This is a genomic window from Stenotrophomonas maltophilia group sp. Smal13 (assembly GCF_030236855.1).
In the GTDB taxonomy this organism is placed as follows: Bacteria; Pseudomonadota; Gammaproteobacteria; order Xanthomonadales; family Xanthomonadaceae; genus Stenotrophomonas; species Stenotrophomonas maltophilia_A.
Genome location: NZ_JASJSQ010000028.1, coordinates 1 through 13,795 on the forward strand (window position 1 = coordinate 1; position 13,795 = coordinate 13,795).

Consider the following 13,795-nt stretch of genomic DNA (forward strand, 5'->3'; position numbering starts at 1 on the left):
TGAGTAAAACAAATATTCTTATATTGTCAATAGAAATAATTGACATTATGAAAAATAAAAAGCCCCAAAAGGGGCTTCTTGATCGGCGCTGGTGCAGACGGCTACATAACGTTCTTTCGGAGTATGTAACGGACCAAATCGGTGGTGCTAACCCCATATGCAGCGGCCAATGCATTGACACGTTTGACAATGGGTTGAGCGTCCGGAATAAAACCAATTCCTGAACGACGACCAGGATCCAGATGTTTGGGGTTGGTGGGTTTGGGACGTTGGCACTCGCACCCTAAGTTGGCGAAATGGACACGGCTGAAGTTCGGGGACTCAATAAAATCCCAAACAAACTCGCGAATTGTCTGCGCGCGTGATTTTTCAGCAGCCTCTGCTCTCTTGTCCAACAACTGAACAACCTTCTTTGTTTCATAAAACATTGGATACCCAATGGCATCCTTTGGCTTAGTTTTCGATTTCATGCACTCTCCTTAATTTGGTTTCGATATGTTCTTGTTTTGTCATCAGTTTTGCCTTGCCCGTCCATGCAATCATCTTCATGTAATGGCGGTTGAGATCACCTTTTTGCAAATAATCATGAACGCCCTTGGGTTGCCAATACGTCGCGCCCGTCACATGTGTCCATTCGTAATATTTTTTTCTCATACACACCCCGTTGTATTTTTATCTAATCAAATCATCCAACAATGTCAAGCATCATATTTGACAAAAGCGTTGAATGTTATGAATTCAACCGTTGCATGAATTCAACAATGGTGAACCCCGCCCCCACACAAAACACCAGCGCGCCAAAAATGAGAGATGGCACCGCCAAATGGCGAATGGGCAACAGTTGCAGGCAGGTGATCAACGCACCACAGGACAACCAGAATGCCAATTTCATCACCGCCAACGTGATCCACACCCCAGTGAAATCCGCGCAGTAGACATGGCAGAACTTCATCAAACCAATGAGAACAAGCCACGGCACCGTTGAGAACAACATCATGGTGAGTGACAACTTCCAGTTGCGTTGAACTCCATAACGGACCGCGCAGATGGCGTAAAATAGAAACGCCGCCAGCGAAATCGCGTTCACCACCGCCATATCACCCCAGGTCAACACATCAATGTCCTGAAGCTCGGGCGTGGATGGCGGCCAAGCCTGCTTCAATCGTGTCAAGCTTTTCAAAAGCCGCCCCCGCAAAATGCAAGACGAACAACGGAAGACCGACAAAGATGATGTATCTGGCCAATATTTTTTTCATGGAAACCCCGCAATTGATTGAGATACACTCACTCAATCACGAATCGCAACATTGTCAATAGGTTTAATTGATATTATTTAGAATAAATGCCGTTTTGAAGTGTGGATTAAATCCCAATAAAAAATCCCGCTTAAGCGGGCGCGCTTAAAAGATAAGCCCCCTTGCGGGGGCGTTTCCTGCCGTGTCTTACCGTGTTGTGTATGGATGCAACGGGACGGGGATAACCCGCACATCACGACCACTGCCACTGATAAGAACACTCTGCCCAGGTTGAACGCTGATATCGGCGTCCTGAATGATGGAAATGACGTTGCTGCGTCCGCGCTGCTCGGTGCGAATAAATATTTCCAAACCGTCGCGGTCGCTGGCTGCGCGTTGAATGGCACCACCGGCCACCCCACCCGCTGCAGCTCCCACAATCCGTGCGGCATTGCGTGCGTCGCGGTTTTTCACCTGTTGGGCTGCTCCCAATCCAATGGCCGCGCCCAGGACGCTTCCGGTGTTGACTTTGGAACGGTTGGCAATTTTGATATCACGAACCATCACCACAACCCCCTCTTGGATATTGCGTGAGGTCAACGCCTGTTCGCGGCTGTAGTTGCGGCTGGACGTGTCGGATTCCGCCCACGCCGGAGTTGCTGAAAGCAAAACTGCTGTTGCAATTGCAATGCATTGGATCTTCATAAATTCCCCCCTTTTTATAAACATGCCCCCACTCAAGCAGATCTTGAAGCGTTGTCAAGCTTCATGCGCACATTTGTTGATTGGGACTGTTCAAGCGAATGTGACCGCAAAGCAACTTTGACGCGGAAATCCGTCAGCGCGGATTGTTCAACGGGCGCGTTGCGTTTCCAATATTGGGCAATCACGCTGGTGCGCAAGCGCCATTCCCGCTCTTTGAGAACGCTGCGGTCGGCGTAATCCATGGGAGTCTTTCCAGACTTGTCCGGCTTCAATGGGTTGGCTCCGAACGCAACCAACGCGTCGGCCACATCAAAACGTTTGTTGATCACCGCCCAATGAAGTGCGGTTCGACCGTGGGCATCCACTGCCTCCAACAATCGGTCCGGTGATACCGTCACAAGAGTACGAACATCTTGAAGCGTCAAATTTTCCATATGCAACTCCCTTAGTGAATTGCATTTAGAAAATCAGATGCATGAATATTGTCAAGCCCTCTAGAAATTCAACTGCTGTTGTACGACAGGCTGTATTCGTGCGGACATCTGTGCAAGTGCGCTGTCCATTGAAATAGCTCTACCGTTGCCTTCCAAAAGAACATCTTTAAGGGGAACATACCATCGGTTCTCATCGTCACCCTTGACGTTGAACTCAACGTAATCATCGCGGATAGATGATATCTCTACAGGTTTACGCTCAACACGTGCGCGTTGGACTGACGCTACCACATCTTCGCCCAAACCGAACCGCTCAGAGAGACGCCCCATGAAAATACTGCTTAAGACGGGCATGATGGGTGGAATACTCATATCCAACAAATCACCAAACTGCTGCGGGAATGAACTGCGACACTCTACAGACCCTACCCCGGTTCGCGAAATAATCTGGTTTCCAATATCTAGATCCGTTATGTTTTCGCACAGTGCCTTGACTTCCGAAACACATCGCGAAGTAGGCTGCTCAAGGAGACGACTTCTAAATCTAACGCCCGTGAGCACACACACTTCATCAACCATGACTTTCAACGCTTCCTCGTTGCGTTTTTGTGCGTAGTCTGCGGCCTTCGCTTTTACGCTGTATATCAGCGCCATTTCCTCTGCGAGTGTTGGTTTGTCCATGGTTCCCCTCACATTTGTGGGTGGTGATTGGCGTGTCGCCCAGGACACATCTGACGCATTGCACTGGACAAGGAAACACTACGATCTGCGCTCCTTAAATAAACTTTGTTTGCCGCTACACTGTGAGTGGTCCCTGTTTCGTTGTGCACAAACGTCACCAAATCGCCTTTCCAAGAATGCATCCGCACGGCGTGGCTCTCCCAACTCCCACGAACAAAGAGTTGTGAGTCGCTGGGAAAATTGAAACGCTCCCGGACCCGTCCAAGAAAGACATCACACAACTGCGGGTTCAACAAAGGAATGCTTGTGTCAATCATGTCGCGCATATTTTGGGGCAATACTGCGCGGGACTGGGGACCAGCGATGCCAGTGTTTGTCATAACCTGACGGCCGATTTCAAGATCACTGTAGTCGCCCGATATGTTGTCGAATGCCTCGCGATGACGCTCTACTTTTGACTCAAACAATTTTAGACGCAGGTTCAGGCCCACCAACTCTTTAATTTGGTCAACCATTCCTTCCAACGTCGGGGCATTGCCATCCTTGTCGTAGACGGCGGACAGACGGACAATCTCGCTTTCAAGAAGTCGCTGCGTTTCTTTCGCGCTTGCATACCACATCACGCCACCTCCAATGCCGGGGCTTTTCTGCGGCGCACGACTTGGATGGTTGGACGCGCCTCACTGGATGGTTCAACCTCGTTCTCGTCGCGCTCCATGTCAAAGGCTTTGCGGGTGTACTCTTTGACGTTGTAATACGTGGCGATCTTCTCGGCTTCGGCAAACGCTGTGAAGATCAAAGAGTGATCGTTTTTAAGAACCTTGATCCACGACTGCAAGTAGGCAATGTGATTGCCGGGGTCATACTCTTGATCGACCGACAAGCCCAGGCGGTCGGCCACGATCAATGAAAAGCACTCCGCAATCAACTCTTCTTTGGCGTACTTCTCAGAACCGAACTTGCCGCTTAAGTCGCGACCCAATCGTGTGGGGTGAGCGCTGGCGTGGCCTGTCTCATGCAAGGCGGTGGCGTAGAAGCCTTCCATAGTGCGGAACTGCTCTTTGGTGGGCAGTTGCACGTAGTCCTGGGCGACGGTGTAGTACGCCGCGTTGCCCCCGTATCGGTACTCAACACCACTGTCGCGCATCAAGCGCTCAGCTTGCTCATGACTCCACTCCACGGGCTTTGGTACTTTTGACTCGCGGATGGGCAAGCCATCGCACTGTTCGCTGTTGAACACAGCGGATGTAATCAGTGCAATTTTCTGTCGCCCGTTCTCATCAAGTACAGGGTTTCCTTGCTTGTCGGAAACATTGATGACACGCACGACCTTAGATGACTTCTCACCTTTGCGTACCGCGCCGCCAAGTGCTTTGGCCTGGTTGAAGGTCAACCACCCGTTGCTTTGGAAGCCGCGCGCAGCCTGGGCCATCATCAGCATCATCACGTTGCTGCCGTGATATGTGTTACCGCGTGCATAATTGTACGGCAGGCTTCCAAACGCTCCTGTGGAACTGTGCTGTTTCCAATCCCGTCGCCACGGGATGACGCCCTGCTGCATCTGTTCAATGATGTATTCGGCGGCAACGCTGCGCGCTTCGTCTTGCTTGCTCATTGCCACCTCACAATGTCAGTGTTTGTTTTGCACCGTTGAGTTTTTGGGCTGCGGCCTTCTTGACTGCCTTACCCACCTGTTTGCTGGGCTTGTCGGCCACGTGGACAACTTGAATTTTGTCTTCCACAAACGCTTGCACGGGATCCACCTGCTGCTGTGCTTGTTGGTGATCTGCGGGCTGCACGGTGGGTCGGAACGCTTGCGAGGCTTCTTGTTTCCACACCTTGGAGCGCACGGGTTCTTGTTGAACCTCGGGCACGCCAATGGTCTTCAAAATGGTGTCTGCAGCTTTCGCGGCGCGTTCCAACTCCTGCCAGTTGGGACGGCTGTTGATGTAGTTATTGGCCCAACCGCTGTCATCGGGTTCGTAGGTCATTCCCAAGCGGCTGGCAATCTGCAACAACGCCAATTGGCGTCCCAAACGGTATTGGCTGTCCTGCTCACTGCCCTGCTCCCCAGGTTGCACGCCGTGATAGCGGCTGGGGTGGGTGGCCCAATCAGCAAGCAAGAACATCAGATCGTTGTAGTACGCGCTTTTGCCATCGGCGTGTTTGGTGGCGTACTCCGTCTGAGGACGCATGTACAACGTATCGGTGGACCGTTCGTAGTACGGCGCGTTCATGGGATCAAATGAGAATTTCGCTCCCGTCTTGGCAATCATGTCATCCAAGAATGCATCGCGATTGTCCGCCAATCCCTGCCACGCGTATGTGTGTTTGTTTTGGGGGAGATTTTTGATTTGATCCCCGTTGAAGCACACCGCCATCACGGATTTGAAATCGCCATCCTCTTGCTTGTACGTGCTTTCAATCTTCGTGGCTTTGGACTCACCTTTGGCGATGTAGTAGCCGTTCTTCTTGATCTGCTCGGATTTCATGTAGATGGGGCTGGTGAAGCCGCGATCCAGTGAAACGGTCATCAGTTGCAATGCGTTGAAGTCTTTGAATGGATAACCACTGGGGCCAACAGGCCAACCCCCAATCATCGACAATGGTGTTTCAGTCTCCCGAAAGCCGTGATCCAACACAGATCGGCGTTCGGCAAGTTGGTCGTAAAATTTTTCAGCAATATCTTGCTTGAGTTCGCTGGCTGCGCTCATGATTGTTTCTCCACGTTGATTGATACTGTTAAACCCCGTTCGAGGGCTTTCCGAAGGTGATACAAAACGTCATCGATGGTGTGAAGCTCAACTGTGGAGTCATCAAAGTCGTGATGCAGGACCATTTGCACGCCGCCATCCACTTTGTAAATTGCAAAGCGCTCCGCCGCAATAAGGTCATCCCACCAGTCTTCTTCATAATTTTCCATGCTTTATTCCATCGCTGATAATGAAAATTATTAAACGGGCAGAAAATTGAAAGTCAAGCTTTTCTGAAAAATCAAAATTCAGGAATAAAAAAAAGGGCCGCACGAACGCGGCCCTTGGTTATCATCGAGATGGATGTCATTGTTGGAGTCCTCTGGGCACAGAGTGGTTGTTCACCCTGCGCAAAAGGTTGAGGGCGTAGCCTTGGCGGGCTGTCTTGAAAACACATTCAAGCAATTGCACGTCCAATTCGGGGGTGGTCTTCCCGTGTCCAATCTTGCAGTCATAACGCTGCAAGATAAGAGCATCCCAGGTGACGTTGCCGTCCGGCGCGTGATTGGACAGGTGACAGAACCCACGCGCTACCCACTGTGCTTTTTCCAACAGTTCATCACCATCAACAATGATGTGGCTGAACGCCGCGCAAAATGCCTCTTCAATGTCTTTGTTGGTGTCCATATTAAAAGCTCCACTGTTCGTCGGTGAAGTCCTTATCCGACACTGTAATAAGAATGGGTTCGCCGTCGGCAACCTTGGGTGTATCAATCACGGATGGAGCGCTTTTTGTGGGCGCACGCACAATGATTTCGCCGGTTGGAAGCTCCCAGGACAGATCCGCAGGAATGCGTGCGCGCACACAATTGACCTGGATCCCATCAATACGCTTTGTGTCTCCACGCACGGACTGTGGCCGTTCAAACCCTGGCATTTGCCAAAAGCGCGTCCAGAATTGTGCCGGACTCAAGACATGACGGCCATCGCCCTCAGAGAATTTGGCGTATGAGTTGTAGATATCGCTCTTAGGTGTCAATGTGCTTGCGTCAGGAACAATTCCACAGTAATCACGCCACGCGCCCACACAGTCGTTCTTGCTGCGAATTGACTGTTTAAAGATCTTCGTTGCTTCGGGCCATTCATCTTCGGGCAGAAAACCGCCGCGTTTAACAATGCGACTGATACCTTCCAACAGCCAGTCCAATACGATGTGCGCTTCATCTTTCAGAATGCGCTCCGCAAGATTTGGGACTTTGATGTATGTTCCATGCCGTTGATTCCACTTGACCACGCACAAGCGGCGGTACACACCGTCGGTTGCATCGCTAATCATTGGCTCATAGTTGGAACTGACGATGTGGCAGGACGTGTTCACGAACTCAATCATGTCGCGATACAAGAACTTTGCAGTCAGCAGATCACCCCCGCTGAGCGCTTTGAAAGCTTCTTGATTGATACCTCGCGCCCCATTCGTCACTTCTGGTGTGAAGATCAAGCTGGCGTTCACGCAACTGGCGAGCGCTTGAGGGTCACCACACTTATCCAGCCAGATTTGCGCCGTGCGATGGTGGAACCCACGAATGATGGACGACATCACACCTTTGCCATTGCCACCTGTTCCCACCCACCACCAGACCAATTGATGCGGCCCAGGAATGAGCGTGAGAGCACACTGTTCTTGCACCAATGCACAAATATCCGGGTCCGGCAATGCGCTGGCAAGGAAGCGGCCAAACAACGAGTTGGATGGAACAGCGTGAGGTGTGTGTTGCTTGTTGTACGTCGTGCTGACAGTCGCGTTAACTCCAAACATGAGGCCCAGTTTTTTATCGGCGGGGAGAACGGTCACGGCCCCATCTTTGCCCACGTGCAGGTAGCCATTTTTCGCGGCAATAACAATCTTGTCTGCATCCAACTTAGGCAGTGGATCAAGCATGTTTGTGGCAAATTTAAAGCAATCCGTTGCAGCCGAATTTGTAGCCTTGTCGGGCATATGCTTGAACAGGAAATCGGTTGCCATTGCCGTTCCATCTGCCTGGGTAACGGTGTCCCAAAATACACCGTTCCATTTGTATGCCATACCGTTGGCTCGTGCCCAATCTCCACACGCGCCGCTGTTGATGTAGTTCACCCAATTCCATGCGGGTGTATTAGATGGGATGATGTTCGCGCTGTTGATCTTCTTAATCTTCGGCTGAGCGGTTTTTGGAGCCGCCTGTTTGCCGATGGAAGCTGGCGGGGTTGACACCACAGCGTTATTTGATACGTTGGTTTTGGACATGAATTTCTCCTATAGTTTTACCTCATTGAAAACCGCTCGGTTGCAGCCGCGCGGTTTTTTATGCGTTTTTGGCATCGTTGAACAACCAGTTGTTGCCAACGGCCAAATCCGTGAGTTCCCGGATGTATTCGGAAACGGTCATACCACTGCGCTGCGCCACCTCTTCCAACCGCGCCAACTTCTCTTGATCAAAGCGGAACGTGCGGTTGATTTTTTGCGGACGCGCGCGGCGGCGGTACGGCTTGCGCTTTTTGTTGAATTTGAATTGCAGTACCTCACCCATGTGTTACCTCCAAAAACCTGTTGTGTTATTTAGTTCTAATTTATTTTTTCTCATTGTCAAGCATATTTTGTATTGCAAAATTCGCAATCTTACTGCCACAAGGTTTTTGGATGTTTTCTTCAACCATTTTTAATCCAATTTGCATCCCAGGCGGGGTCGTTTTTATCCCTGTTTTTTAAAAACCCGTTCAAATCCTTACGCCACAAGGCTTTGAAGGTGATTTTCCCTGAATTTTGCAATACAAAATATGGCGTGAGTAGGGCTTTGAGTAGGGCTTGAGTAGGGTCTTTTGGAGCTACCCTACTCAGCCAGAACCGTTGGTATATATAGGTTTCACCTATTTTGAGTAGGGTGAGTAGGGTAAAACATAAAAAAGTTTCCTCTGAGAATGCTTTTTTGGTGTTTTTTTGTATTTTTCTATAAATAATTTATCAACACCCACCCTACTCACCTACTCACCCGATTAAGCCTTACTCCCGCAAGGGTTTCAGTGAGTAGGGGTGATTAGCAACACCCCTACTCATTCAATAATTTGTATTGCGTTTTTTTATGAAACTAAGCAATTAAGATCCAGTTGATATTCAAGCATCATTACATCCGGCGTTTACCAAAGCTTGCGTCATCACCAGCTTCAACCTGCTCCATGATTTTCCGCGCCATTCGCTCGCTCATGATTCTTTGTGCCTCATTTGTGTAATACGAGTCAGCAATCTGCTCCGGAATGAAGCCGCAGTCATCCAGCGCATAGAAATCCGCGCCATTGTCCAAAAGAAAATTGATTGTCTCGCTCTCAGGAAACAAGAACGCAGCATGCAACGGGGTGTAACCGCAATAGTCGCAATGCAAGTTGACATCAGCTCCGTACGAAATCAGCAACTTCATTGTCTTGATATCCCGCTGCCTCACTGCCATGTGCAAAGCGGCGTGACCTGGGAAATCCATGTCACTCAACGACGCGCACGTATTTGGATCCACCCCCATTTTGAGAACATCCTCAAGCTGCCACTGATAAATGCGGGTGCAGTAGTGAACCATTGTGTAGCCACAAGAAAATACAATGTTTGTGTTCGCCCCGTATCGAACCAAAATATCCAACGACTCCATTTTCTTGCACTTGAAAGCCAGCTCCACAAGACTGCGACAATCACCTTCTTTGTAGTAGGTTGAATTCGGGTCAACGCCGAGCTTCAACCTCTTTTCAAGCAGATCCAATTTCCCCTTCACGACAGCCAGTCCCAGGACCGACTTGCCGCGCTTGTTGTAGTTCTCCATTTCATATCTCCACATTTGCCCGCTGGGCGACAGGGAAATGTTGACAATGGCGAATAGATTTCTCCACATAAAAAAAGCCCCCAAATTGGGGGCCGAAAAGGACTGCAAGGGACAACTAGGGACTGGGGCTTAACACCGCCTATCTCAGTGCTTGCGCGAGGACGTTTCTTTCGTGCAAAGCAATACGCTCTTGCACTTTGGCGCGCTGTTGTTGTTGCTCATCGAACAACATCTGCTGTGCTTCGATCATCAGATCTGTGCTGCTCCACTGCAGCTCGGTGAGCAAGTCAAAAATACCGTCAACAACCGTGTTGTCATCAAGATCCTTGGCGTGGGCAATGATGATGCCGTTAGCCATTTGGAACGCATGCAATTGCACGCTGGGCATCACAGGATGTTGGAGCCATGCGTCCACATCGCTCTTTCTGTAGCGCACAGGGGTGGTGGACCAACGCTCTTCGGTGCGTGCTGGACGCTCCCCAATGGGCGGTGGTGGCATCCCTTGGTTGCGCAGACGCTGCAATGTCTTGGTGCTGACTTGCATCAACACAGCGGCTTGCGCTGCGGTGAGATGGAGATCCCCAGGCGCTTGGGCTAACGCTTGGCGCTGCTGTTCGTCAACCTTCGCCATCGCCACCTCCAATGTGACTCATCAGTTCGTGCTGCTGTACTCGGGCGCTGTACAGTTTGTCTCGATTCTTAATATGAATGGGCTGGTGTTGGTCGGCGTATGGCGTGATGTTCAGTTCGCTCATCCATTAAATCTCGCTTATTTGGATTTCCACACCAATCTCTTGGATCTCATCCAAAATCATATTGAGGCTATCTATTGTGGAGCCCATCTTTCCCTTTAGACTGTCTTTTCTTTGAACGGTCAAGGCATTGGAAAAGTTTTCCAATATCCAATTGCGCCTGCGGCGGATATCGTCACTGTCCAATGCCATCAAGCGCTCGTTGAGAGGATGGAACAACCGTCTGAGCTCTTGAAAGCGCGTGTGTGCGAATTTTGTGTATGTGGTGTTGGCTGAGCACTGGTTCATTAGCCGAGCTTCCTCAACCATCCTTTTGAAGTCACGCACATCACGATACAAAAGCCTTAGTTCTTCAACTAAAAGCTTCCGCACCTTCTTTTTTTCATTTCGCTCGTCAACAAAGAGCATTCCATCACTCATAGCTCTTAATCATCCTTGGTGTGTCCCAGCCCTGCGAGCGCCTCAACCAAACTCATCTTTGAGCGTTCGGCACGGCGGGCGTAGTCTTCTTGACGGAGTTCCTCACGCACTGTCCAAGCATCATTCCGGAGCGCTTGGGCACCCTGCGCGTATCCAATGGAGTCGCATACCTGAGCGAAAAATCGAGCATTGATCACAAAGCGGATGCGTGGGCCAACCTGGGAGCGGCGACGACCAGCCTTGGCCACAACCGGCACCATCACCGTTTCGGGCGTGGGGTCGAGTATTTCTGCCAGGTCCTCAAGCGGCAGCTGCCAGTGTCCGTCAATCTTCCGGGCACCGGGGTAACGGCCACTCTTCATGCCCTCGCGGATCTTCTGCAACACGCCCCGAGAGTTGGAGTTGCGACCGAGAACAACCGCCACTTCCTCCGGCGTCAACGCATGGCGTTTGGGCCAGTCTCGACGCAGGTTTTCCAACGCTGTTTTGCTCATATCCAGACAGTAGCAGCGGACCTAGGCTGGGGCAAACGACTGGGGCAAAAAGGGGGTGTTCGCGGGTGTTTAAGGGTGTCTTATGGTGTTTGGTTGATGGCGGACAACCAACGCTCGACACGTTTAATTCATTGAAAACAAAGGGCTTTCACTGACCGCCCGAACTTGCCCCAAAAAAGAGTTGACCTTAGGAGGGGGACGCTCTATCCAGCTGAGCTACGGGGCCATCGGCAGCGGCAAAGGATACCGCGTCCAGCTGAATGGACCAAGCGCGCGTCGTTCTGCGAAGTGCCCAGACTCGATATGCTGGCCCACCCCGACCCGTTGTGAACTGGATGTCCGACGCTTGGCGAACCCTTTCTGCTCTTGGCGACAGCCGCTGGCTGCTGCCGATGGCCCTGGTGCTACTGATCACCCTGCCCCGTGCAGACGCACGCCTGAAATGGCGATGGCTGCTGGCCATCGCCGTCACCGCCGGCGTCACGCTTGCCTCAAAGCTGGCCTTCATGGGCTGGGGGATTGGCATCAAGAGCGTGCACTTCACCGGTTTCTCCGGGCATGCCGCGATGTCCAGTGTCGTCTATCCAGTCGTTGGTGTACTGCTTGCCGGCCCCGGCAAGCGCGCACGGGCGATCGGCCTGGTAATCGGCGTGCTGTTGGCCACCGCTATTGCCTGGTCACGAATCCCGCTGCATGCGCACAGCCTCTCGGAAGTAATTGCCGGGCTGGCACTTGGACTGAGCTGCAGCACATGGGCACTGCACGCCGCATCACCCGTCGGTCGTGCCCGTGCGATGGCTGTTGTCGCTGCCGTACTCGCGGGAATGGTCCTACCCCTCGCCTTGCCGGACGTCCATACGCACCGACTCGTCATTGCACTAGCAAAGCTCATCTCCGGCAGGGCTGAGATCTTCCAACACTTCTGAGAATCGCCAGGGCGATCCCACATTTCCTTCACGTTCCTTGACAGGGCAAATGAATAGCAGCCAACATAGCGGTGGAAAAATTTCCCTCACGGAGTAGGAGACCCCGTAGATGAAGAAGATGATTGCCGCTCTGGCCCTGCTGGGCCTGTCCTCGCCGGTGTTCGCTCAGGAAGCTCCTGTCGCCGCCGAAACCAGCGCTGAAGTTGCTGGCGCTGAAGCTGCTGGCGCTGCCGCCACCGGCACCCTGACCACCGTCGCTACCGTGGGTCTGGGCGTTGCCGCTGCCGGCGTGCTGTACAGCGGAGCAGAGGACAGCAGCAAGGACGACGCGGGCAACAACGGCGGTACCGGCACCACCAACCCGCCGACCGGCACCACCGGTACGACCGGCACCACCGGCACTACCGGCACCAACTGATCGGTCCGCCGAAGCAGTAACCCCGCCCTCGCCGGGCGACGTTCGGCGAGGGCTTTTTCATGCCCGATCGGGCCAGGAACAGATTTCGATGGACTGCAAGCGTTTCGTAGCCACAATGACGGTGGCACTCACCCTGACCGGCTGCATGTGGGCGCCAGGCCAGCATCTTCGCTCGAGCACCTTCGCTCGCGATGATCAGCCCATTGGCAACGACCAGATCGAACTGATTCCGATCACGCCCAAGTTGATCGCCATGGAGCGCGCCACCCGCGATGTCGCGGCGCTGCCCGCCGCCCTGACCCAGTATCAGCCGGGCCCCTACCTCATCGGTGCGGGCGACATTCTCTACATCACCGTCTGGGATCACCCCGAACTGACCGTGCCGGCCGGCCCGCAGCAGCAGCTGAACGCCGCAGGCCGCCTTGTGCAGTCCGACGGAACGCTCTTCTATCCCTATATCGGCAAGATCACCGCCACGGGCAAGACGCCCGGCGAACTGCGCGAAGAGATCTCCACCAAGCTGGCCCGCTACATCGAAGCGCCGCAAGTGGACGTCTCCATGCTGACCTATGCCAGCCAGCGCGTCTGGGTTACCGGCGCCTCGCGTCAGGCCGCCACTGTTCCGCTGACGGTAACGCCACTGACGATGGGCGACGCCATCAGCCAGGCGGGCCTTGATCCGGCACAGGCCGACCTGTCCGGCATTCGCCTGACACGTGATGGCACCACCTACACAATCGACCTCGACCGACTGGGTCGCAGCGGCGGCGGCGACACCAATGTGTTCCTCAAGTCCGGCGATCACATCTACGTACCCTATCTCGACCACAAGGAAGTATTCGTGGTCGGCGAAGTCAATCAGCCGGGCGCTATGAACTTCAAGACCGGCGAGATTTCCCTGAGCCAGGCACTTGGCCGTGCGCGCGGCCTGTTGCAGACCACCTCCAACGGCAACGCTGTCTACGTGATCCGCGGTTCGAATGATCTGCAGAGCACTCCGTCGCAGGTGTTCCACCTGGAAGCCAAGTCACCGACCGCATTTGCCGTGGCCAGCCAGTTCGACCTGCAGCCCGGCGATGTCGTGTTTGTCGGTGCCGCTGGCGTGACCCGCTGGAGCCGGTTCGTGAACCAGCTGCTGCCGTTCACCTCCATTATCAGCAACGCCGCCAGCGCGCGCAGCGACCTGGACAAGTAAGGT

Annotated in this window: 20 protein-coding genes; 3 read left to right on the top strand and 17 right to left on the bottom strand. The window is 52.8% G+C overall.

Annotated elements, in window-relative coordinates:
• Positions 1 to 101: 101 nt before the first annotated feature.
• The 17 genes from QRO95_RS11470 to QRO95_RS11550 form a co-directional block, all read right to left on the bottom strand.
• Entirely contained in the window at positions 102 to 470 is a 369-nt protein-coding gene (locus QRO95_RS11470; RefSeq protein ID WP_182681037.1) for a hypothetical protein, read from the bottom strand.
• Positions 471 to 730: 260 nt separating this feature from the next.
• The gene (locus tag QRO95_RS11475) at positions 731 to 1,162 is read right to left on the bottom strand and encodes a hypothetical protein (protein WP_182681038.1); all 432 of its coding nucleotides are present in this window, start codon (positions 1,160 to 1,162) and stop codon (positions 731 to 733) included.
• Positions 1,163 to 1,442: 280 nt separating this feature from the next.
• Positions 1,443 to 1,940 carry a hypothetical protein gene (locus QRO95_RS11480; RefSeq protein WP_182681039.1) on the bottom strand — a complete coding sequence of 166 codons (498 nt, stop codon included), beginning with the start codon at positions 1,938 to 1,940 and terminating at the stop codon, positions 1,443 to 1,445.
• Between the two features lie 32 nt (positions 1,941 to 1,972).
• Positions 1,973 to 2,374 (bottom strand): ankyrin repeat domain-containing protein, encoded by a 402-nt coding sequence (locus QRO95_RS11485; protein ID WP_182681040.1) that lies wholly within the window; start codon positions 2,372 to 2,374, stop codon positions 1,973 to 1,975.
• Between the two features lie 60 nt (positions 2,375 to 2,434).
• Positions 2,435 to 3,055 (bottom strand): hypothetical protein, encoded by a 621-nt coding sequence (locus QRO95_RS11490; RefSeq protein WP_182681041.1) that lies wholly within the window; start codon positions 3,053 to 3,055, stop codon positions 2,435 to 2,437.
• Between the two features lie 8 nt (positions 3,056 to 3,063).
• Positions 3,064 to 3,675: a hypothetical protein gene (locus tag QRO95_RS11495; protein ID WP_182681042.1), complete on the bottom strand. Its 612-nt coding sequence runs from the start codon at positions 3,673 to 3,675 to the stop codon at positions 3,064 to 3,066.
• Positions 3,675 to 4,670: an ArdC family protein gene (locus QRO95_RS11500; protein WP_182681043.1), complete on the bottom strand. Its 996-nt coding sequence runs from the start codon at positions 4,668 to 4,670 to the stop codon at positions 3,675 to 3,677. The genes QRO95_RS11495 and QRO95_RS11500 overlap by 1 nt, the downstream gene beginning before the upstream one ends.
• Before the next feature lie 7 nt (positions 4,671 to 4,677).
• Positions 4,678 to 5,769: an ArdC-like ssDNA-binding domain-containing protein gene (locus tag QRO95_RS11505; protein WP_182681044.1), complete on the bottom strand. Its 1,092-nt coding sequence runs from the start codon at positions 5,767 to 5,769 to the stop codon at positions 4,678 to 4,680.
• Positions 5,766 to 5,978 carry a hypothetical protein gene (locus tag QRO95_RS11510; RefSeq protein WP_182681045.1) on the bottom strand — a complete coding sequence of 71 codons (213 nt, stop codon included), beginning with the start codon at positions 5,976 to 5,978 and terminating at the stop codon, positions 5,766 to 5,768. Before QRO95_RS11510 ends, QRO95_RS11505 begins: the two co-directional genes overlap by 4 nt.
• A 136-nt stretch (positions 5,979 to 6,114) precedes the next feature.
• Complete coding sequence (locus QRO95_RS11515) at positions 6,115 to 6,435, bottom strand: hypothetical protein (protein WP_182681046.1); 321 nt, start codon at positions 6,433 to 6,435, stop codon at positions 6,115 to 6,117.
• 1 nt (position 6,436) lies between these two features.
• Entirely contained in the window at positions 6,437 to 8,032 is a 1,596-nt protein-coding gene (locus QRO95_RS11520; RefSeq protein ID WP_182681047.1) for a DUF5906 domain-containing protein, read from the bottom strand.
• 58 nt (positions 8,033 to 8,090) lie between these two features.
• Entirely contained in the window at positions 8,091 to 8,315 is a 225-nt protein-coding gene (locus QRO95_RS11525) for a plasmid mobilization protein (RefSeq protein WP_182681048.1), read from the bottom strand.
• A 591-nt stretch (positions 8,316 to 8,906) separates the two neighbouring features.
• Complete coding sequence (locus tag QRO95_RS11530; protein ID WP_182681049.1) at positions 8,907 to 9,587, bottom strand: ankyrin repeat domain-containing protein; 681 nt, start codon at positions 9,585 to 9,587, stop codon at positions 8,907 to 8,909.
• A 139-nt stretch (positions 9,588 to 9,726) separates the two neighbouring features.
• The gene (locus QRO95_RS11535) at positions 9,727 to 10,218 is read right to left on the bottom strand and encodes a helix-turn-helix domain-containing protein (RefSeq protein ID WP_099476044.1); all 492 of its coding nucleotides are present in this window, start codon (positions 10,216 to 10,218) and stop codon (positions 9,727 to 9,729) included.
• Positions 10,205 to 10,342 carry a hypothetical protein gene (locus QRO95_RS11540; protein ID WP_285302588.1) on the bottom strand — a complete coding sequence of 46 codons (138 nt, stop codon included), beginning with the start codon at positions 10,340 to 10,342 and terminating at the stop codon, positions 10,205 to 10,207. Before QRO95_RS11540 ends, QRO95_RS11535 begins: the two co-directional genes overlap by 14 nt.
• Before the next feature lie 3 nt (positions 10,343 to 10,345).
• Complete coding sequence (locus QRO95_RS11545) at positions 10,346 to 10,759, bottom strand: hypothetical protein (protein ID WP_182681050.1); 414 nt, start codon at positions 10,757 to 10,759, stop codon at positions 10,346 to 10,348.
• 5 nt (positions 10,760 to 10,764) lie between these two features.
• A complete protein-coding gene (locus QRO95_RS11550; protein ID WP_088470249.1) occupies positions 10,765 to 11,253 on the bottom strand; it encodes a hypothetical protein in 489 nt (162 codons plus the stop codon).
• A gap of 335 nt (positions 11,254 to 11,588) precedes the next feature.
• Here QRO95_RS11550 and QRO95_RS11555 point away from each other — a divergent pair, with 335 nt between their 5' ends.
• The 3 genes from QRO95_RS11555 (at position 11,589) to QRO95_RS11565 (ending at position 13,792) form a co-directional block, all read left to right on the top strand.
• Positions 11,589 to 12,179 carry a phosphatase PAP2 family protein gene (locus QRO95_RS11555; protein WP_285302589.1) on the top strand — a complete coding sequence of 197 codons (591 nt, stop codon included), beginning with the start codon at positions 11,589 to 11,591 and terminating at the stop codon, positions 12,177 to 12,179.
• 109 nt (positions 12,180 to 12,288) lie between these two features.
• A complete protein-coding gene (locus QRO95_RS11560; protein WP_285302590.1) occupies positions 12,289 to 12,597 on the top strand; it encodes a hypothetical protein in 309 nt (102 codons plus the stop codon).
• 88 nt (positions 12,598 to 12,685) lie between these two features.
• Entirely contained in the window at positions 12,686 to 13,792 is a 1,107-nt protein-coding gene (locus QRO95_RS11565; RefSeq protein ID WP_285302591.1) for a polysaccharide biosynthesis/export family protein, read from the top strand.
• The last annotated feature ends 3 nt before the right edge of the window (positions 13,793 to 13,795 follow it).